Origin of the sequence: Lachnoanaerobaculum sp. ICM7, from assembly GCF_000287675.1 — a bacterium.
In the GTDB taxonomy this organism is placed as follows: domain Bacteria; phylum Bacillota; class Clostridia; order Lachnospirales; family Lachnospiraceae; genus Lachnoanaerobaculum.
On record NZ_ALJL01000020.1, the window covers coordinates 1 to 21,512 of the forward strand.

Here is a 21,512-nt window from a genome sequence, read left to right on the forward strand (position 1 = left end):
ACAGGGGACATAAAATAATTTTAAAATAATATTTAAAATTCGCTTGACATATAAAAATAAGTCTGTTATACGGGTCTTTGACAGTTTGTTCACCTAAATAATCATTAAAAAAGTCCTACAACCCGCATATAACCTACATTCTTCAGTTGAAATTTTTGTCAAAATATTCGTTTTATTATATAGTATTTTCTAGTATTTTATGTTATAATAAGGTGTGGAGGTTATCTATGAAAGTTACTACATCAAAATCAAAAAATGCAGAGTCATTCTATATTTCCAAAAGCTTTATAAATGACAAAGGGGTTAGCACCTCTGTAAATGTACGCAAACTTGGTACTCTCGCTGATTTATTAAAAGAGCATGGACCCACTAGAGATGACGTCATGAAATGGGCTCGTGCCGAGGCAAAACTTGAAACACAGAAGTACAAAGAAGATAAAACAGTAAATATTTCTTTTAACTCAAGCAAAAGACTACAGCCTCAGCAACAGGTCTTCTATCGTGGAGGTTACCTGTTTTTACAGTACTTTTATTATCAACTTGGCTTAAACAAAGTTTGCAGAAAGATAAGGGATAAGTATAACTTCAAGTTTGATATCAACTCGATACTATCCGATTTGATTTACTCCAGAATACTCGAACCTTCCAGCAAACGCTCAAGTTACTCTTGTTCTATGGACTTTTTAGAGCCACCGTCTTACCAATTACATGATGTATATCGCTCTTTAAATGTACTCGGTAAAGAATGTGACCTTATACAATCTGAAACTTATAGAAATAGTCATTTAGTAGGTAAGCGTAATGATAATCTTCTTTTTTATGATTGTACTAACTATTATTTTGAGATTGAGGATGAAGATGGCATTAAGAGATACGGCAAAAGTAAGGAACATAGACCAAACCCTATAATACAAATGGGTATGTTTATGGATGGTGACGGTATTCCTCTTGCTTTTTCTCTATTTCCCGGAAATGCAAATGAACAAACCTCTATTAAACCACTTGAAGAAAAAATTTTAAATGAGTTTGATTGTCAAAAGTTTATTTACTGTAGTGATGCCGGACTTGGTTCGGAAAAAATAAGAAAATACAATCACATGGGTGAAAGAGCTTTTGTAGTCACTCAATCAATAAAAAAGCTTAATGCACAGGATAGGCAATGGGCTTTAGATACTAAAGGATTTAAAAGTTTGTACGATAATAAAGTGGTAGACCTGGCTGAAATCTCAAAGGATGATGAGACTATATATTACAAAGATGCTCCCTATACACCAAAAGATTTATCTCAAAGACTTATCATCACATATTCACCAAAATATGCCAAATACCAAACGGCTATTAGAGAAAGACAAGTTGACAGAGCTAAGTTAATGCTTGAAAAAGGCAGTATCAAAAAAGAAAGAAGAAATCCTAATGATCCGGCCAGGTTTCTTGGCAGTATCGCAGTAACTGATGATGGTGAAAAGGCAAAGGTACATAGCTTTCTTAATACAGACAAAATAGATGAGGAAGCAAAGTATGATGGTATGTATGCCGTCTCAACAGACCTACTTGATGATAATGTAAGTGAAATACTAAATATAAGCGAAAAGCGTTGGCAAATAGAAGAATGCTTTAGAATTATGAAGACCGAGTTTGAAGCAAGACCGGTATTTTTACAAAGGACTGATAGAATTACGTCTCACTTCTTAACCTGCTTTTTAGCCTTGATTATTTACAGATATCTCGAAAAATTTTTAGACCACAAGTATACATGCGAAGAGATTCTAAAGACCTTAAAAGATTTTAATTTTGCATATGTGAAAGAGCAAGGTTTCATACCTCTATATAAACGAACAGAGCTCACAGACAAACTACATGAGATTTGTCATTTTAATACAGATTTTGAATTTATAACAAAAAGTCAAATGCGGACAATACAAAAACAAAGCAAAGGAAAATAAAATACTATTTTTTTATTTTCAAAACGAAATAAAAATGCCCTGAAAGCCAGTAAAATACTGGGGTTCAAGGGCATTTTAACTTTTGAAACTGTCAAAGACAGGATTATAGTCCAAATTTTACACTTTTACAAGACCTAAAATGGAAAAAGAAATTAATTAACAGGGGACATAAAATAATTTTAAAATAATATTTAAAATTCGCTTGACATATAAAAATAAGTCTGTTATAGTACGTGTATAACAAAGATAACAAAGGTGGTGATATAATGAATATAAGCAAATTTACACAAAAGTCAATTGAAGCTGTCCAAAACATGGAAAAGGTGGCAGCTACTCATGGCAATCAGCAAATAGAACAAATACATTTGTTGGCATCACTATTAGATATAGATGGTTCATTGATAGTTAATCTTATAAAAAAGATGGGCATCAATGAAAATGAATTTAGAAACGAAGTGGAATCCGCCATAGAAAAACTTCCGAAGGTAAGCGGCGGAAATTCCTATATCAGTAATGATTTAAATAATGTGCTTATTACTGCAGAGGATGTAGCAAAAGGCATGGGAGATGAATATGTTTCAGTAGAGCATATTTTCCTAAATCTTTTGGAAAATCCGTCTTCTAATGTGGCACAGATTTTCAGAATGTATGGAATAAATAAAAATAAGTTTTTACAGGTACTCTCCGAGGTAAGAGGTAATCAAAGAGTGGTTTCCGACAATCCCGAAGCTACTTATGATACTTTGAATAAATACGGATATGACCTTGTTGAGCGTGCAAGGCAGCAAAAACTTGATCCTGTTATCGGAAGAGACAGTGAGATAAGAAATGTTATAAGGATATTAAGCCGTAAGACAAAGAACAATCCTGTACTTATAGGTGAGCCCGGTGTAGGTAAAACCGCAGTTGTTGAGGGACTTGCAGGAAGAATTGTGGCAGGTGATGTTCCTAATAATCTTAAAGATAAGAAACTCTTTGCCCTTGATATGGGTGCGCTTATAGCAGGTGCGAAGTATAGAGGTGAGTTTGAAGAAAGATTAAAGGCGGTTTTGGATGAGGTAAGAAAGTCCGAAGGTGAGATTATTCTTTTCATAGATGAGCTTCATACAATAGTAGGTGCAGGTAAAACAGAGGGCAGTATGGATGCCGGAAATATGTTAAAGCCTATGCTTGCAAGAGGTGAATTGCATTGTATCGGTGCCACCACACTTGATGAGTATAGAAAGTATATTGAAAAGGACCCTGCACTTGAGAGAAGATTCCAGCCTGTGCTTGTAGAAGAACCTACAATAGAGGATACTATATCAATACTTCGTGGTTTGAAGGACAGATATGAGGCATATCACGGAGTTAAAATAACTGACGGTGCCCTTGTGAGTGCGGCTGTACTTTCAGACAGATATATAAGTGACAGATTCCTTCCTGATAAGGCCATCGACCTTGTAGATGAGGCTTGTGCTCTTATAAAGACTGAGCTTAATTCGGTGCCTACAGAGATAGATGAACTCTCAAGACGACAGATGCAGCTTCAGATAGAAGAAACCGCACTTAAGAAAGAAAACGATAATCTTTCAAAGGAAAGACTTGAAGCTTTGCAAAAAGAACTTGCAGAGGTTAATGACGAGTTAAATGAAGCAAAGTCAAAATGGGAAAATGAGAAAAAGAGTGTTGAAGGTCTTGCAAAACTCAGAGGTGAAATTGACGAGGTCAACAGACAGATAAATGCAGCAAAGCAAAGCTATGACCTTAACAGAGCTGCAGAGCTCCAATACGGAAAGTTGCCTGAGCTGCAAAAACAGCTTCAGATTGAAGAGGAAAAGGTTAAAAAAGAAGACCTCAGACTTCTTCGTGAGTCTGTAACAGATGAAGAAATTGCAAGAATTATCTCAAGATGGACAAATATTCCTGTTTCAAAACTGAGTGAGAGTGAAAGAGAAAAGACTCTTCACCTTGGAGACACTCTCCATGAGAGAGTAATAGGACAGGATGAGGCTGTTGAGAAGGTTACCGATGCTATAATTCGTTCAAGAGCCGGTATTAAAGATCCTTCAAAACCTATAGGTTCATTCCTTTTCTTAGGACCTACCGGTGTAGGTAAGACTGAGCTTGCAAAATCTCTGGCAAAGTCTCTGTTTGATGATGAAAACAATATGATAAGAATCGATATGAGTGAGTATATGGAGAAATTCTCCGTGAGCAGACTTATAGGAGCTCCTCCGGGATATGTAGGATATGATGAGGGCGGACAGCTTACAGAAGCTGTAAGAAGAAAGCCATATTCAGTAGTGCTCTTTGATGAGATAGAAAAGGCACATCCTGATGTATTTAACGTACTTTTACAGGTGCTTGATGACGGTAGAGTAACCGATTCACTTGGAAAGACTGTAGACTTTAAGAATACCATCATAATAATGACATCAAATTTGGGCTCTGCATACTTACTTGACGGTATCAACACATATGGTGATATCACTGAAGATGCAAGAAAGAAAGTAATGGATGAGCTTAGAAACAGCTTCAGACCTGAGTTCTTAAACAGACTTGATGAAATCATTATGTTTAAGCCGCTTACAAAGGATAATATCGGAAATATCATAAATCTGTTAATGGACGAGCTCAATGAGAGACTTGAAAGTAAGGAACTTAAAGTGGAACTTAGCGATGCGGCAAAGAACTATATCATTGATAACGGATATGACCCTGCATATGGTGCAAGACCGCTAAAGAGATATCTGCAAAAGAATGTCGAGACCATGGTTGCAAAGCTAATACTTTCAGACAGCGAGTTGAAAGCGAAAGATATAATATATATCGACTTGGATCCTTATAATGAGCTGACTGCAGTTGTACAAAAATAAATATTAAAGAGTCGGGCAACCGGCTCTTTTTTTAATTAATGTAAAAAAACAATATTAGTGGTATAATAGACAGGATTATAGAAACTTTCAGAGCTATAGTAACGGATATTACTAAAGTATACTGCTTATTGTGATAAAATCAATGGAACAGGAGTTTTATGTTTGATTTTTTGACTTCAAGTCATTTTGGATTTGTACATTTATTTTACCTGAATTTGATACTTTCGTTGATAATTGTTTTTTTTCAAAGAAGAGATCCCAGAACGGTTTGGACATGGATTTTAGTACTTAATTTTCTGCCGATTATAGGAATAATACTGTATTTATTTATAGGTCAGGATTACAGAAAATCCAGAATGTTTAAATTAAAAAGTGTTGAGGACAGCATAAGGAGAGCCACCATCAGGCAGGAAAAATTCTTCACAAAAAGTGAAATGATGAAGAATGATTTGTATGCAAAGGAATATCACAGATTGATGCAGTACAACCTTATGTCCGGAGGCTCACTTTTGACAATGAAAAATTCTTTGGATATATTCACGGACGGAAATAATAAATTTGATGCACTGATTGAAGATATTAAGAATGCCGAAAAATATATACACTTGGAATATTATATTATAAAGCAGGACTATCTTTTCCTAAATATAGCCAAGGAGCTTATAAAAAAAGCAGATGAGGGTGTTGAGATAAGGATTCTGTTTGACGGAATGGGCGGAAGGTTTATGTCAAAGAAGATTTTAGAAAATTTAAAATCTCATGGCATAAAGTTGGGGGTATTTTTTCCTGCAACTTTGGGAAGAATCAACTTCCGTATAAACTACAGAAACCATAGGAAAATAGCCGTAATAGACGGTAAAATCGGTTATGTAGGAGGCTTTAACATCGGAAAAGAATATGTTGACGGCTCAAAGAAATTCGGACACTGGAGAGATACACATCTTAGAATAGTAGGAGAGGCTGTAAACGGACTTGAACTTAGATTCGGACTGGATTGGAAGTACGCGACAAAAGAAGATATTTTCTTAAATGACAAATATTTTACCGAACTGGATGAGATGGATTTTGTACCTGAGGAAGGTGACAATATTCTCAGAATGCAGATAATTTCAAGCGGACCGGATTCCGAGACTAAACTTATACGAGATAATTACATAGAGATTATAAATCATGCAAAGAATCATGTGTATATCCACACGCCTTATTTTATTCCTGATGAGGCTTTTATAAGTGCGCTGAATATCGCGGCAAGATCGGGAGTTGATGTAAGACTTATGATTCCATGTATGCCTGATCATCCATTTGTATATTCCGCTACGCTTAGCTGGGCGGGAACTCTTCTTGAAGCGGGTGGAAAGGTATATACTTATGAGAAGGGATTCTTACATGCAAAGTCCGTAATGGCTGACGGCAAGGTGGCCTGTGTGGGCACGGCAAATATGGATATAAGAAGCTTTGAGCTTAATTTTGAGGTCAATGCAATGATTTATGATGAGGATATTGCAATAGAACTTGAAGACAATTTTATGAGAGATATTTATGATTCGAAGGAGTATACGCTTTCCATGTATAAGAATCGTTCACTTATTCAAAGAGTTAAAGAACAGGTGAGCAGACTCCTTAGTCCATTATTATAACGAGAGGTTTTTTCAAATGATTAGATTTATTTTGGTAGCACTGTGTCTACTTTTATACCTGTTACTTTTTATACCGACAATGCTTGTTTTACTTATAGTAAAAAGGTTTAAACCTGTTACTTCTTCCGCTATTGCACAAACAATGGTGCGTATAACTTTCAGAATCTTACTTTTTTTGGCAGGTGCAAAAGTGGAAGTAAGGGGGATTGAAAATATTCCAAAAGACGGAGGAGTTTTATTTGTAAGTAATCATAGAAGTTATTTTGATATACTTGCAGGATATGCATATACTCATAAACCGCTCGGTTTTGTTGCAAAGTATGAAATGATAAAGGTTCCGCTTCTTAAACAGTGGATGGATTTGCTCAATTGCCTTTTCCTAAACAGGAAAGATATAAAACAGGGACTTAAGACAATATTACAGGGTGTAGAAAAGGTTAAATCAGGTGTTTCGATATGGATTTGTCCTGAGGGAACAAGAAACTTAAATGATGATGTCACAAATGTAAAGGATTTTAAAGAAGGCTCATTGAAGATAGCCGAAAAAGGAAAGGTTCCTGTTATACCTGTAGCTATTTACGGTACATATGAGATATGGGAACAGCATTTACCTTTTATGAAAAAGAGCAATGTAATAATTGAGTATGGTGAGCCGATAATAATATCGGAATTGTCTGATGAGGAGAAGAAAAAGCTTGGTGCATATGCAAGAAATAAAATTGTAAATATGCTTGAAAACATGGTGAAAGAAAAAAGATAAGACTATGGGAGTACTATGCAAAGACTTGAGGAAATTAAATTTAACAAAATGCCAAGCGGATTTAAATGCAAAGAGTATATGGATTCCAATATAAAAAAAATAGTGTATCAGGGTGTGGAAGGTGCATATTCACATATAGTAACACAGACATTATTTCCGGATGCAGATACAGAGAATGTAAATACTTTTGAAGATGCTATAAATTCCGTTTTAAACGGTGAAGCGTCATACTGTGTTGTACCGATTGAGAATTCATCTGCCGGGATTGTTACAGATATTTTCGATTTGCTTTTAAAAAAGGATGTGGTAATTGTAGCGGAATATGATTTACATATCAGTCACTGTCTTTTGGGTATAAAGGGGGCAAAATTTTCTGATATCAAAAGAGTATATTCGCATCCCCAGGCTTTAATGCAATGTGCTTCTTATTTGAAAGAACATCCTGAATGGAGTCAGATAAGTCTTTTAAACACTGCAGTGTCTGCAAAAAAAGTAAAAAATGAAGGCAAGATCGAGCAGGCGGCAATTGCTTCCGAGCTTTCAGCAAAGCTTTACAATCTGGATATTTTAGACAGGGGAATTAACAGAAACTCCAATAATACCACAAGATTTGTAGTACTAAGTAAGGAAAAGATTTTTTCGAAAAATTCAAATAAACTCAGCCTTATATTGGAACTTCCACATGAAAAGGGTATGCTGTATAATATTCTCGGAATATTTGTATTAAACGGATTGAACCTTGTGAAGATAGAATCAAGACCTATACCTGAAAAAACATTTGAGTACAGATTTTTTATAGATGTTGAGGCAAATCTAAACTCGGAAAATGTTTCAAATGTACTGGAAATACTTAGTGAGAAAGTCCCTTTTTTAAAGATTTTGGGAAACTATTGTTCCAATAATTAATGCAGCTTAAGGAGGAAAAATGTACAGTATAAAAGCATGTAAAGATTCAAAGATAGATGATTTGATATTATATAGAGACTTGAAGTTTGAAGACACAATAAGAATGTTTTGTGCTTTGGATAAGAACAGCAACAATGTAAGTAAAACCATATCAAAGATGATTGAAGTTGCCGGTGAGTACGGTCTTCACGGAAATCTTTGGGCTAATATACTTGCTTTGGCACTTGCATACAATGAGAATGTATACTCAAAAGCTACAGAGATTGTAGGTGAAACTTCAGGAAGTATAAATACATTTGCAATACATGATTTTAGAATATTAAGAGAGTTGATTCATTTTGTACCTAATATTAACGGTGATTTATTAAAAGAGATATATAATTATGAAGGTAACGGAAGAGATTCAAAGCTTGTAAACACCAGAGTAAGAGACAGGATTCTAAGACTTTCAAAGCAACTTATTGAGGCGGACTCAGACAATGAGTTTAAAGATATAATAACTGAATTTTATAAGGAGTATGGTGTAGGGAAGTTTGGTTTAAATAAAGCTTTTCGTATAGAAGAAGGTACTGATTTAAAGACCGCAAATATAATACCGATAACCAGAGTCGAGCATGTTTATTTGAATGATATAATCGGTTATGATCTTCAAAAGAAAAAACTCACAGACAATACAGAGAGTTTTATAAACGGTAAACCTACAAATAACTGTTTATTGTACGGAGATGCCGGAACCGGAAAATCTTCAAGTGTAAAAGCTATTGTAAATGAGTACTATGATAAAGGGCTCAGAATTATTGAAATCTATAAGCATCAATTCAGATATTTATCCGATATACTTGAGCAGCTTAAAGACAGGAATTACAAGTTTATAATATATATGGATGATTTAAGCTTTGAAGAGTCTGAGCTTGAATATAAATATTTAAAGGCGATTCTGGAAGGAGGATTTGGAAGAAGACCTGAGAATGTATTGATATATGCTACAAGCAACAGAAGACATCTTATCAGAGAAAGTTTCAGAGATAAGACTGAAACAGATGAAGAACTTCATACAAGAGATACTGTGGAGGAAAAGCTTTCATTATCTGCAAGATTCGGTGAAAAAATTTATTACGGTTCACCTGATAAAAGAGAGTTTAACTCTATTGTACTTTCTTTGGCAAAGAAGCATAATATAGATATGGATGAGGGTGAAATACTTTCAAAAGCCAATATGTGGGAATTGTCTCACGGAGGTATGTCAGGAAGAAGTGCAACACAATTTATAACTTATTTACAGAGTCAATAGACTTGGAGAGCGTATGGAAAAGAGTGGGATAAAATATTTTGCAGCAATTGATGTAGGCTCATTTGAGCTTGAACTTGGAATTTATGAGATATCAAGTAAATCAGGAATAAAGAGAATTGATTATGTCAAGCATACTATTGCGCTTGGGAGCGACACCTATAAATTCGGAAAAATCAGTTATGAAATGATAGATGAGCTATGTGATATTTTATCGGATTTTAAGAAAATAATGCATAGCTATAAGGTGGATGCGTATAAGGCATATGCAACCAGCGCCATGAGAGAAGCCTCAAACAATATGCAGGTGCTTGACCAGATAAAGGTAAGGGCAGGGATTGATATAAGTATAATATCAAACTCCGAGCAAAGATTTATCAATTATATGTCTATCGATTCAAAAGGTGAGCTGTTTGAGAAATATATAAGGAGCGGTACCGCTATTGCCGATGTCGGATTTGGAAGTATGCAGCTTACTCTTTACGATAACGGTGCAATACAGAGCACACAAAATTTATCACTTGGAGTTTTAAGACTTCGAGAGATGGTGGAAGAGATTGATAATATCAACGAAAAAAAGCATAATGTACTTACAGAGCTTATAGATAACGACCTTAATACATTTAAGAAGATTTATCTTAAGAATAAAAAGGTAAAGACTATAATCGGTATCGGAGAACCTCTTATGCATGTATTCAGATATATGGATCATGAATCCACAGATATGATAATAGATTATGAGAGATTTATTAAATTATTCGATAGAATACGCGGAAAGAGTGTTGAGGAAATAGAGAATATACTTGGTGTAAGTAAAAATTATGCAAAGATGATTTTGCCTAGTGTGCTTATTTTTCAAAGAATTTTTGATCTGTTTAATGCTAAGGAAATATGGATGCCGGGTACACTTTTGATAGACGGTATTGCGGCGGAGTATGCAAAGAAAACCGGAATCATAAGTGTAGGTCATAATTTTGAAGAAGATATAATTGCGGCATCAAAAAATCTTGCCAAAAGATACAGAGGAAACAGCAAACATACCGGTGCGGTGGAAAAGAATGCTCTTCTTATATTTGATGCCATAAAAGAGGTCAGCGGCTTAACGGAAAGAGACAGACTCTTGGTACAAATAGCCGCCATACTTCATAATATCGGTAAGTTTATAAATATGAAAAACAGTGATACAGCCACATACAATATCATATCATCAGGAGAAATTATAGGTATATCTCATGATGAGAGAATGCTTATGGCGGAAATATCAAATATTGATAATGAAGAAAATATTTATAATAAAAGAGATATCAGGCTTGCAAAATTAAGTGCAATACTGCAAATGGCAAATGCACTTGACAGATCTCATAAGCAGAAAATAAAGAATTTTATATTGAAATTAGATGAAAATAAGCTGAAACTGGAAGTGAATTACATGGGTGATTTGAGTCTTGAAATATTAAGCTTTAATTCTCACAGAGATTTTTTCAGAGAAATCTTCGGAATAGAATTTATTTTGAAGCAGATAAGAACTTTTTGATAGGAAGGAGTGGCTATTATGGAAAAGTTTGATAATGTAGAATATTTTACAAACAGGGAGCTGTCCTGGCTGAAGTTCAATATCAGAGTTTTAAATGAAGCTGAGGATGATGATGTTAAACTTTTTGAAAGATTGAAATTTTTAAGTATAACATCTTCAAACCTTGACGAGTTCTTTATGGTAAGGATTGCTTCATTAAAGGATATGGTGGATGCTGATTATAAGAAAAAAGATATCTCGGGAATGAGTGCGGAAAAGCAACTTGGTATACTGACTAAGGAGACTCACGATTTTGTTAAAAAGCAGTATGAGGTTTATAACAAATCTTTGGTTCCGCTTTTAAAGAAGGAAAATCTGCATATAATAAGTCATGGTGATGAACTTGATGCAAATGAAAAGAAATTTATAGATGAATATTTTGATGAATTTGTATATCCGGTACTTACACCTATGGCAGTGGATGCTTCAAGACCTTTCCCGCTTGTCAGAAATAAGACTTTAAATATTGCAGCCCTTATAAGAAAGAGAAAAGAAGAAAACTCTAAAAAGAAAAAGAAGGATGTGTATCTTGGAAATGTAGATGCCGATCTTGATTTTGCGATGGTGCAGGTACCGTCTGTACTACCAAGAATTGTAGAGATCCCTTGTGAGTCTGAGGAGAGAAAGATAATCTATCTTGAAGATATCATAGAGAAAAATATTGATAAACTTTTCTTAAACTATGAAGTAATATCCGCAGCAACATTCAGAGTAATGAGAAATGCGGAGTTTAAGCTTGATGAGGATGATGCATCGGATCTGTTAGAGGAAATAAAGAAAAAACTTAAGAAGAGACAGTGGGGAGAGGCTATCAGACTTGAAGCCGAAGAAAGAATGGATGCAAGCCTTTTAAATTTCCTGAAGAGTGAGCTGAATGTTGATGAAGAGGATATATTTAAGATAAACGGACCTCTGGATTTGACAGTTCTGATGAAAATATATTCTCTCGAAGGTTTTGAGAGGCTAAAGGATAAAAAGCATGTTCCTGTAATGAACCAAAGGCTTATAGACTGTGAGGATATATTTGAGGAGATAAAAAAGAAGGATATTTTACTTTCACATCCATATGAGAGCTTTGATCCGGTAATAGATTTTGTTTCAAAGGCTGCGGCAGATAAAAATGTTCTTGCTATAAAGCAGACTTTATACAGAGTCAGCGGAAACTCGCCTATTATTAAGGCGCTTGCAAATGCTGCTGATAACGGTAAGCAGGTTACAGTTTTGGTGGAGCTTAAGGCAAGATTTGATGAGGAGAATAATATCAACTGGGCAAGGATGCTTGAAAAAGCAGGCTGTCATGTAATCTACGGACTTGTAGGATTAAAGACTCACTCAAAGATAACTCTTGTAGTGAGAAGAGAAGAAGACGGTATCAGAAGATATGTACATCTTGGCACCGGAAACTATAATGATTCTACTGCAAAGCTTTATACAGACCTTGGTATGTTTACAGCAAGAGAAAGCTATGGTGAGGATGCTACGGCAGTCTTTAATATGTTAAGCGGATATTCAGAACCTCCGTTTTGGAAAAGATATGTGGTTGCACCGCTTTGGATGAAGGATATATTCTTAAAGAAGATAAGCCAATGTGCAGAGGCGGCCGGGAGAGGATCCGAGGTAAGAATCATAGCAAAGATGAACTCGCTTTCAGATAAGGATATTATATGCGCGCTTTATTCGGCAAGCTGTGCAGGAGTAAAGATAGATTTGATTGTCAGAGGCATATGCTGTCTTAAGGTAGGAATAAAAGGAGTCTCTGAAAATATAACGGTCAGATCAATTGTCGGAACATTTCTTGAACATGCCAGAATATTTGATTTCCGTATAGACGGTGAAGAGGAGATTTTCCTTGGCAGTGCCGACTGGATGAACAGAAATCTGGAAAAGAGAGTAGAGATTGTATTTCCGGTGGCGGATGAGGATATAATAAAGAGTATAAAGCATTACCTGGATGTGGAACTTGAGGATAATGTAAAGGCCTCCATCCTTTTAACTGACGGTAGATATGAAAAAGTGGAAAGAGGGGGAAGTGCAAAGAAAAACTCACAGATGATATTTATTAAAGAAGCAAATCAAATATATGAAAATGCTGTTAAAATAAATAAGGTGGAAGCTGATAGAACTTTTATACCTTTATAAAGGGAATAAAAAATAGCCACTGCAAAAGCGGTGGCTATAAACTTTTAAATTATTAGTTGTTGATAAGCTTCTCATCATCATTGTTCCAGCTGTAAAGCTTTCTGATCTCTGCACCAACCTTCTCTGAAGGATGCTCAGCTGCAAGCTTTCTCATAGCCTTGAAATGAACCTGACGACCTGCATTAGACATATCAAGTAAGAAGTCCTTAGCAAACGTACCGTCCTGGATATCTGTAAGAATCTGCTTCATAGCCTTCTTAGTATCCTCTGTAATGATCTTAGGTCCTGTTATATAGTCACCGTACTCGGCTGTATTTGAGATAGAATATCTCATTCCCTCAAATCCTGACTGATAGATAAGATCTACGATAAGCTTCATCTCATGGATACACTCAAAGTATGCATTTCTAGGGTCATAGCCTGCCTCACAAAGAGTCTCGAAACCTGCCTGCATAAGTGCGCAAACACCGCCGCAAAGAACAGCCTGCTCACCGAAAAGGTCAGTCTCAGTCTCTGTACGGAATGTTGTCTCAAGAAGACCTGCTCTGGCACCACCGATACCTGCACCGTAAGCAAGTGCAAGCTCAAGAGCCTTACCTGTAGCATCCTGCTCTACAGCTACAAGACAAGGTGTTCCCTTACCCTCAAGATACTCTGAACGAACAGTATGTCCAGGAGCCTTAGGAGCAATCATTGCAACATCCACATCCTTAGGTGCTGTGATACAACCGAAGTGAACATTGAAACCGTGAGCGAACATAAGCATATTTCCTGCTTCAAGATTCGGCTCGATATCATTCTTATATAAATCAGCCTGAAGCTCATCGTTTATAAGAATCATTATGATATCTGCTTTCTTTGTAGCCTCTGCAGCTGTGTAAACCTTAAGTCCCTGTGCCTCTGCCTTTGCCCATGACTTACTTCCTTCATAAAGGCCGACAATTACATTGCATCCGCTTTCCTTTAAGTTCAATGCATGTGCATGTCCCTGGCTACCGTAACCGATGATTGCGATAGTTTTACCCTCAAGCATTGAAAGATTACAATCCTCTTGATAATAAATTTTAGACATATAAATACCTCCTAAGTAACTTCTATTTTAACCCATTTAGGCTGGGGAACCATCAAAATAAAAACTAGTTGAAAACAACTACATCATCACTTCCTCTTGAAAGAGCAGTGAGTCCTGTTCTGGCAAGTTCCAAAACTTCATAATCGGAAAGAAGATTTGAAAGCGCTTCAAGTTTTGAATTATCACCTGTAAGCATAACTGTCAAACAATCCTTGGCTACATCTACAATAGTAGCTCTGAAAATATCACAAAGAGCTGCGATATCCTGTCTCTGTGAAGCATCGGCTTTTACCTTTATCATTATAATTTCACGGAAAACACTTTTGCCTTCCTCTAAAACCTTGATATCTCTTACATCTTCAAGTTTTCTCAGCTGTTTTACTATTTGATCAAGTGTATCCTCGTCTCCGATAGAAACAACTGTCATTCTTGAAAAGCGCGGATCGGCTGTCTCTCCAACAGTGAGAGAGTCGATATTGTATCCTCTCCTTGAGAACAGACCTGACACACGACTTAAAACACCTGCAGAATTATCTACAATAAGTGAAAATACTCGTCTCATTTTACCTCCCAATATTAAAAGTAGTAATTAATAAAATCATATTGGTTTTCAATTTACTATAGCACCATTATGATAAATGTCAATTTATTATATAATATAATTATTATAACCTGAGGTTATAATACAAAAAAACAGTATATATTTTACCTGTGATCTTCTCCAAAATCAATAGTTGATAAATCATATTGTGCAGGTTCATCATTATCATCCAATTCATATGCGTATAAAACAGTTCTTGTATCATCACCCTCATATGAACAGGTTATAAAAGACCAAATCTTATTTACACCGGTTTCAGGAATCTCTCTGAAGGTACATTTTTCTGTCATTCTGTCCACATAGTTGTGGAAATAATCCATATCGTCAAAATATGTCTGTCTTCTTTCAGGTGCCGAATCGGTATAAAGAGCGGCAACAGTCTTTAATCTATAAGTTTTATTCGGAGTATAAATATATATCATTCTATGTTCTTTAAAAAAATCTTCTTTTTTGAACTTAGTGATATCGGTAAACATTTTACCGTCTTTCATATGATGACCGTAGATAATATTATTCAGAGTTGAAAAATCCGAATTACTGTAGCCGTCCATATATACGGAATAATATGATTCCTGATGGTTTATATCATGATGTAAATAATATTCTATATCATATTCTTTCCATAATATCGGATAATCAATTACAGTTCCGGGAATATACACCCATGCGATAACATCCGGATTTGTAGCCTTTAACGAATCAAAATCAATTTTTCTTGTATAATTTTCATCAGTCTCATAAGCCTTTGTAGGCGGCTCGGTTGTAGTTTCTTCTTGAGTGGTGGTAGTTTCAAGAGTAGTTTCAGGTTCTTTATTTTTGTTTTTTATATTTGAAAATATGACTGCAATCGCTGTAAGTAATATTGCGAAAGCTAAAATAGGTAATAAAATTTTCTTTTTCATATATCTCCTAACGACTTTTAGGTAGAAGTATAGCATTTTTTTTTACTATTGTATATAAATCTTATGAATTAGATTGATAAAAAAAAAATCCTCTACTATAATTAGTGAGAAGACGGAGGAGAAAAATGAACGATTTGAATTTGAATCAGAGAGATGAAATTATAATGGATAAAAGGGCAATATTTGCTTTATCTTTTTTAATACCGGTTTTTATAATGATATTAATATTCATACAAAGAGGAATATTCCCGTTTGGTGATGAGAGCTTTTTGAGAACTGACATGTATCATCAGTATGCTCCGTTTTTTTCAGAGTTTAAATATAAGCTGAGTAATGGAGGTTCACTTCTTTACAGTTGGGACCTCGGTATGGGAATAAATTTCTCGGCACTTTATGCCTACTATCTTGCCAGCCCTCTAAACTGGCTTATTATTCTATGTCCGCAAAAATATGTGATAGAGTTTATGACATATATGATAGTTGCAAAGATAGGACTTTCAGGACTTGGTTTCACATATTATTTATCTAAACATACTTCAGGAAACAAAGCCGGAATATTATTCTTCGGAATATTCTATGCACTTTCAGGATATATGGCGGCATATAGCTGGAACATTATGTGGCTGGATTGTATTATACTTTTTCCGATAGTATGCTTGGGTATTGAAAGACTTGTAAAAACAGGAAAAGGTTTACTGTATACACTAATACTCGGTCTATGTATACTGTCAAATTATTATATTTCAATAATGATTTGTCTGTTTATGGTAATATACTTCATTTCTCTTAATCTAATGGATAATGAAAACAATTGGAGAAAATTTGTAATTGCTTCAATCAGATTTGCTGTTTATTCATTGCTTGCAGGAGGACTGAGTGCACTTGTTTTATTGCCTGAAATATATGCACTTAAGCTTACAGCCTCGGGAGACTTTGACTTTCCAAGTACATTTAATTCATATTTTTCTATTTTCGATATGATTGCCAGACATATGGGCAATGTAAAAGTTGAAATCGGACTTGATCATTGGCCGAATATATTCTGTGGTGTTGGAATATTTTTATTTGTTGTTCTGTACATATTGAACAGAAAGATTTCCAAGAAAGAAAAAGCGGTTTATATTTCATTGCTTGTATTTTTTCTTGCAGGTTTTTCAATAAATGTATTGAATTATATATGGCACGGACTTCATTACCCGAACTCACTACCTGCGAGACAGAGTTTTATCTATATATTCCTTGTACTCTTTATATGTGCAAAGGCATATGATAATTTCAGTGCGAATACAACCAAGGATCTTGGATTGGCATTCGGAATCAGTATGATATATATTTTGCTTGCACAAAAGATAGTAAATAATGAGGATTTCCATTTTGCAGTATTTTATGCGGCAATGATTTTTATAAGCATATATGCGATGTTAATGTATTTGCATATGGCAAAGAGAATATCAAAAACATATTTATTTTTGATTACACTTGCAATAGTGGTAATTGAATCAAGTGTCAATATGTCGGTTACAAGTGTGACAACAATAAACAGAAGTAATTATATAAATGACAATGCCGATGTAAGAGCTTTGCTTAAGAAATTGCCGATGGATGATTTTTATCGTATAGATAAGGTGGACAGAAAGACAAAGGATGACGGTGCATGGTTGAATTTTAAATCGGTATCTATTTTTTCATCTACGGCAAACGCTTCACTTACTGAATTATTTGAAAAACTTGGAAATGAAGCATCTACAAATGCATATTCTATAACCGGAGAAACACCTCTTTTAGATATGCTTTTTGCGGTAAAATATGCAATATATACCGGTGAGTCAAGAAATACAAATATTTCTTATGTGGATATATCAGGAAACAGTTATTTATATGAAAATCCTTATACTCTGCCTCTTGGATATATGGTTGATGAAAGATTTACAGATGATTGGAACTTGAATCTCGGAGATCCTATAGATGTTCAAAATGATTTGGCCGCCGTTTACGGTTTACCTGATATATTTGAGCAAATAGAGACTATAAAGGAGTCTACTTCCGTAAACTTTCAGACCGATATAGACGGTGAATACTATGCCTATGTTACAAATCCGGCAATTGACGAAGTGGAATTCAGTTATGGAGACGGAGATGTTAAAAAGTCATTTAAGAATCTGAAGAGACATTATATATTGGAGCTTGGAACTCTTGAGGGAGAGAAAAACGGAAGATTTGTAAGTACGGATGATAAGGATGAATCAATTGATGCAAGAGTTTATAGAGTCAACTATGATTCTCTGAAGAAATTGTATTATATCCTAAATAAGAATCCTTTATATCTCAGTAAGATTTCAGATTCATACCTGTCAGGAAATGTTCATGCGGTTGAAAATACCACATTGTTTACTTCTATTCCATATGATGAAGGATGGAGTGTTTATGTAGACGGAAAGAAAGCTGAAAAGATAAAGATTATGGATGCCTTTATCGGCTTAAAACTTGAAAAAGGACAGCATGAAATAGAATTTAAATATTTAAGTTCAGGTATTATTGAAGGTGCAATAATAAGTGCGGCTTCATTGGCTTTATTATTACTGATATGCCTTGTGAAAAAAGTTATTGAAAACGGCGGAATCAAATTCAAAAAGAAAGAAGTTATTGAAGACGATGAGTTTGAAGAACTTGATATAGAAGATTCGGATGATGATGAAGATAACGATGAAGACGATGATGATGAAGAATACGATGACGAATCTGAAGAAAAAAACGGTGAAAATAAACGTGTATACGTTGATATAACCACAGGCGGTGGAAAAGGTGTAGTTGAACTGCTTACAAAAAACTATAATCCTGAAACTGATGAAAATACAAATGATGAAGATTTGAAATAGAAAGACGGTGTATATATGAAACTTTGGGGTGGAAGATTTACAAAAGAAACAAATAAACTGGTGGAGAGTTTTAATGAATCACTTTCATTTGACCATAGATTCTATAAGCAGGATATCAGAGGAAGTATAGCTCATGTAAAGATGCTTGCAAAACAAAATATACTTACAGATGATGAGAGAGATAAAATCATTGAAGGACTGAATTCTATAGAAAAGGATATAGAAAGCGGTGTATTAAAATTTGATGACGGTTCAGAGGATATTCATTCATATGTTGAAGCACATTTGATTGAGAGAATAGGAGATACAGGTAAGAAGCTTCATACCGGAAGAAGCAGAAACGATCAGGTGGCACTTGATATGAAACTCTATGTAAGAGATGAGATTGATGAGCTTAAGGACCTTCTATATGAACTGCTTAGTGAAGTTCTTCGTATAATGGAAGAAAATACTACAACATATATGCCGGGATTTACACATTTACAAAAGGCACAGCCTACAACTCTGGCACATCATTTCGGTGCATATTTTGAGATGTTTATCAGAGACTTTGACAGGCTACGCTCTACAAGAAAGAGAATGAATCTTTCACCTTTGGGCTCAGGAGCTTTTGCAGGAACGACATATGATCTTGACAGAGATTATGTGGCAAGCCTTTTGGAGTTTGAGACTGCTACAAGAAACAGTATGGATTCCGTAAGTGACAGAGATTATCTTTTGGAGTTGTTATCTGACCTTGCTATAATATCAATGCATCTTAGCAGGCTGTCAGAGGAAATTATCGTATGGAATACAGATGAATACAGATTTGTGGAGATGGATGACACATATTCTACAGGTTCATCTATAATGCCGCAGAAGAAAAATCCTGATATTGCAGAGCTTATAAGGGGAAAAAGCGGTAGAGTATACGGAAGTCTGATATCTCTTCTTACAACAATGAAGGGCTTACCGCTTGCATATAACAAAGATATGCAAGAAGACAAGGAGATGTCTTTTGATGCTATAGATACTGTAAAAAGTTTGATAAAACTTATGAGCGGAATGCTTTCAAGTATGAAGTTCAATAATGAAAGAATGGCAGAAAGTGCAAGAGGAGGCTTTACAAATGCAACCGATGCGGCAGATTATCTTGTAAAGAAAAATGTTGCCTTCAGAGATGCACATGAGATTGTCGGCAGGCTTGTACTTTACGGAATTGAGCATGGAAAGGCACTTGATGATTTCTCACTTGAGGAGTTTAGAAATATATCTGAATATTTTGATTATGATATCTATGATGCTATTTCTTTAAAAACTTGCGTGGAAAAGAGAAATACCAAGGGAGCTCCGGGACTTACAGCTATAATGAATGAAATAAAAGAATCAAAAAAGCTTTTAGAGTCTATAAAGAAATAGGAAATTTATGAAATTAAGAAAGAATGATATATATCTGATAATTGTTGCAGTTATTCTTGGAATTGTTGCAGGACTTTATATTTACTTAAATAAGAAGCCGGGCGGCAAAGCCGTTTTAAAGTACGGAAATAATCAAAGTATGGATATCGATCTGTCAAAGGACAGGGAAATCAATCTGGAAAGTAACGGAATAGATATACATCTTGATATAAAGGACGGTGCAATAGCATTTATTCAAAGTGAATGCCCCGACCACATCTGTGAAAGATTCGGTTATATAAAAAATATCGGTGAGTCGGCAATCTGCTTGCCGGCACAGGCTTCAGTCACGATTATCAGTGAATAGGAGAGATTATGGTTTCAAAAAAGATGCTTGACCTCGGTACAAAGAGGTCGGTTATTAGAGATATATTTGAGTATGGAAGTATGCTTGCAAAGGAGATCGGAGCGGAAAATGTACTTGACTTCAGCCTTGGCAATCCAAGCACTCCGGCTCCGAGAGAGGTAGCAAATACTATAAAATATATGGTGGAGGAGCTTTCTCCAAAGGAGTACAACAGTTATACATCATCAGCAGGAAACACCGATACAAGAATTGCAGTTGCAAAAAACTTGAATAAGCGTTTTGCTACAGACTATAATGAAAACAATATTTTTATGACTTGCGGTGCCGCAGCTTCACTTAATATTATATTTAAGGCAATTATAGAGTCGGATGATGATGAGATAATAGTAAATATTCCGTATTTTCCTGAATATAAAGTTTTTATAGAGGGACAGGGGGGGAAGCCGATATTTGTAAAATGCAGTGAGAATCTTCATCTGGATATAGACGAAATTGAAAGCAAGATAAATGAAAATACAAAGGCTGTACTTATAAACTCTCCAAACAATCCTTCAGGTGTAATCTATCCTAAGGAGAATTTGGAAGCACTGGCAGAGCTTTTGCAGGAAAAACAAAAAGAATATTCACATCCTATATTTTTAATAAGCGATGAGCCGTACAGAGAACTTGTGTTTACAAATGAGAAACCTGAGTTTTTACCGAATATATATGATAATACACTTGTAGCATATTCATGGTCAAAATCTCTATCACTTCCGGGTGAGAGAATCGGCTATATCCTAGTTCCAAATAAGGTTAAAAGTCATGAAGATGTGTTCGCGGCGGTAGGCGGAGCGGCAAGAGTACTCGGGTATGTCTGTGCGCCTTCCATGTTTCAGTATGTGATAAAAAACTGTGTAGACGCACAGCCTAATATTGAAGTGTACAGGACTAACAGAAATATCTTGTTTGAGTCACTGCCGAAGTTTGGGTATACGGTTGCAAATCCGGGAGGAGCTTTCTACATGTTTATCAAGTCACCAAGCGGCGACGGAAACGAATTTTGTGAAAGAGCAAAAAAATATCATATACTTTTGGTTCCGGGAGAGGGATTCGGAATGAAAGAATATGTCAGACTGTCTTTTTGTGTGGATACAGAGAAGATAGAAAAGTCAATAGATGTATTTAAGAAGTTAATGGATGAGTACAATCTCTGATATGTATAAAATAAACT

At 35.3% G+C, this 21,512-nt stretch carries 15 protein-coding genes; 12 read left to right on the forward strand and 3 right to left on the reverse strand.

The features are described from left to right. The first annotated feature begins 227 nt into the window (after positions 1–227). The 8 genes from HMPREF1140_RS04900 to HMPREF1140_RS04935 all read left to right on the forward strand — a co-directional run bounded on the left by HMPREF1140_RS04900 (position 228) and on the right by HMPREF1140_RS04935 (position 13,104). Positions 228–1,943: an IS1634 family transposase gene (locus HMPREF1140_RS04900; RefSeq protein ID WP_009662801.1), complete on the forward strand. Its 1,716-nt coding sequence runs from the start codon at positions 228–230 to the stop codon at positions 1,941–1,943. A 266-nt stretch (positions 1,944–2,209) separates the two neighbouring features. Beyond that, positions 2,210–4,801, forward strand: coding sequence for an ATP-dependent chaperone ClpB (gene clpB, locus HMPREF1140_RS04905; RefSeq protein WP_009662799.1), 2,592 nt, complete (start codon positions 2,210–2,212; stop codon positions 4,799–4,801). A gap of 158 nt (positions 4,802–4,959) precedes the next feature. Next, positions 4,960–6,438: a cardiolipin synthase gene (gene cls, locus HMPREF1140_RS04910; RefSeq protein ID WP_009662829.1), complete on the forward strand. Its 1,479-nt coding sequence runs from the start codon at positions 4,960–4,962 to the stop codon at positions 6,436–6,438. Between the two features lie 16 nt (positions 6,439–6,454). Then, on the forward strand, positions 6,455–7,198 hold the full coding sequence (locus HMPREF1140_RS04915) for a lysophospholipid acyltransferase family protein (RefSeq protein WP_009662824.1): 744 nt from the start codon (positions 6,455–6,457) through the stop codon (positions 7,196–7,198). A gap of 15 nt (positions 7,199–7,213) precedes the next feature. Beyond that, positions 7,214–8,104: a prephenate dehydratase gene (gene pheA, locus HMPREF1140_RS04920; RefSeq protein WP_009662800.1), complete on the forward strand. Its 891-nt coding sequence runs from the start codon at positions 7,214–7,216 to the stop codon at positions 8,102–8,104. 19 nt (positions 8,105–8,123) lie between these two features. Next, entirely contained in the window at positions 8,124–9,395 is a 1,272-nt protein-coding gene (locus tag HMPREF1140_RS04925; protein WP_009662803.1) for an ATP-binding protein, read from the forward strand. A 13-nt stretch (positions 9,396–9,408) separates the two neighbouring features. Then, positions 9,409–10,926, forward strand: coding sequence for a Ppx/GppA phosphatase family protein (locus HMPREF1140_RS04930; RefSeq protein WP_009662815.1), 1,518 nt, complete (start codon positions 9,409–9,411; stop codon positions 10,924–10,926). Between the two features lie 18 nt (positions 10,927–10,944). After that, positions 10,945–13,104: an RNA degradosome polyphosphate kinase gene (locus HMPREF1140_RS04935; protein ID WP_009662832.1), complete on the forward strand. Its 2,160-nt coding sequence runs from the start codon at positions 10,945–10,947 to the stop codon at positions 13,102–13,104. 52 nt (positions 13,105–13,156) lie between these two features. Here HMPREF1140_RS04935 and ilvC read toward each other — a convergent pair whose 3' ends face one another. From ilvC to HMPREF1140_RS04950, 3 genes are all read right to left on the reverse strand, one after another. Beyond that, positions 13,157–14,176 (reverse strand): ketol-acid reductoisomerase, encoded by a 1,020-nt coding sequence (ilvC, locus tag HMPREF1140_RS04940; protein WP_007591793.1) that lies wholly within the window; start codon positions 14,174–14,176, stop codon positions 13,157–13,159. Between the two features lie 64 nt (positions 14,177–14,240). Next, on the reverse strand, positions 14,241–14,738 hold the full coding sequence (gene ilvN / locus HMPREF1140_RS04945) for an acetolactate synthase small subunit (protein WP_007591794.1): 498 nt from the start codon (positions 14,736–14,738) through the stop codon (positions 14,241–14,243). Between the two features lie 143 nt (positions 14,739–14,881). Continuing rightward, positions 14,882–15,679 carry a class B sortase gene (locus tag HMPREF1140_RS04950; protein ID WP_009662830.1) on the reverse strand — a complete coding sequence of 266 codons (798 nt, stop codon included), beginning with the start codon at positions 15,677–15,679 and terminating at the stop codon, positions 14,882–14,884. Positions 15,680–15,804: 125 nt separating this feature from the next. On the opposite strand from HMPREF1140_RS04950, the gene HMPREF1140_RS04955 reads away from it, so the two are divergent. From HMPREF1140_RS04955 to HMPREF1140_RS04970, 4 genes are read left to right on the forward strand one after another with little or no spacing between them, the layout of a single operon-like run. Beyond that, positions 15,805–18,555 (forward strand): YfhO family protein, encoded by a 2,751-nt coding sequence (locus HMPREF1140_RS04955; RefSeq protein WP_009662816.1) that lies wholly within the window; start codon positions 15,805–15,807, stop codon positions 18,553–18,555. A 15-nt stretch (positions 18,556–18,570) separates the two neighbouring features. Beyond that, the gene (argH, locus tag HMPREF1140_RS04960) at positions 18,571–19,953 is read left to right on the forward strand and encodes an argininosuccinate lyase (RefSeq protein ID WP_009662823.1); all 1,383 of its coding nucleotides are present in this window, start codon (positions 18,571–18,573) and stop codon (positions 19,951–19,953) included. A 7-nt stretch (positions 19,954–19,960) separates the two neighbouring features. Beyond that, the gene (locus HMPREF1140_RS04965; RefSeq protein WP_009662821.1) at positions 19,961–20,299 is read left to right on the forward strand and encodes a NusG domain II-containing protein; all 339 of its coding nucleotides are present in this window, start codon (positions 19,961–19,963) and stop codon (positions 20,297–20,299) included. A gap of 8 nt (positions 20,300–20,307) precedes the next feature. Next, positions 20,308–21,495, forward strand: a complete 1,188-nt coding sequence (locus tag HMPREF1140_RS04970) for a pyridoxal phosphate-dependent aminotransferase (RefSeq protein WP_009662809.1) — start codon at positions 20,308–20,310, stop codon at positions 21,493–21,495. Positions 21,496–21,512 lie beyond the last annotated feature (17 nt).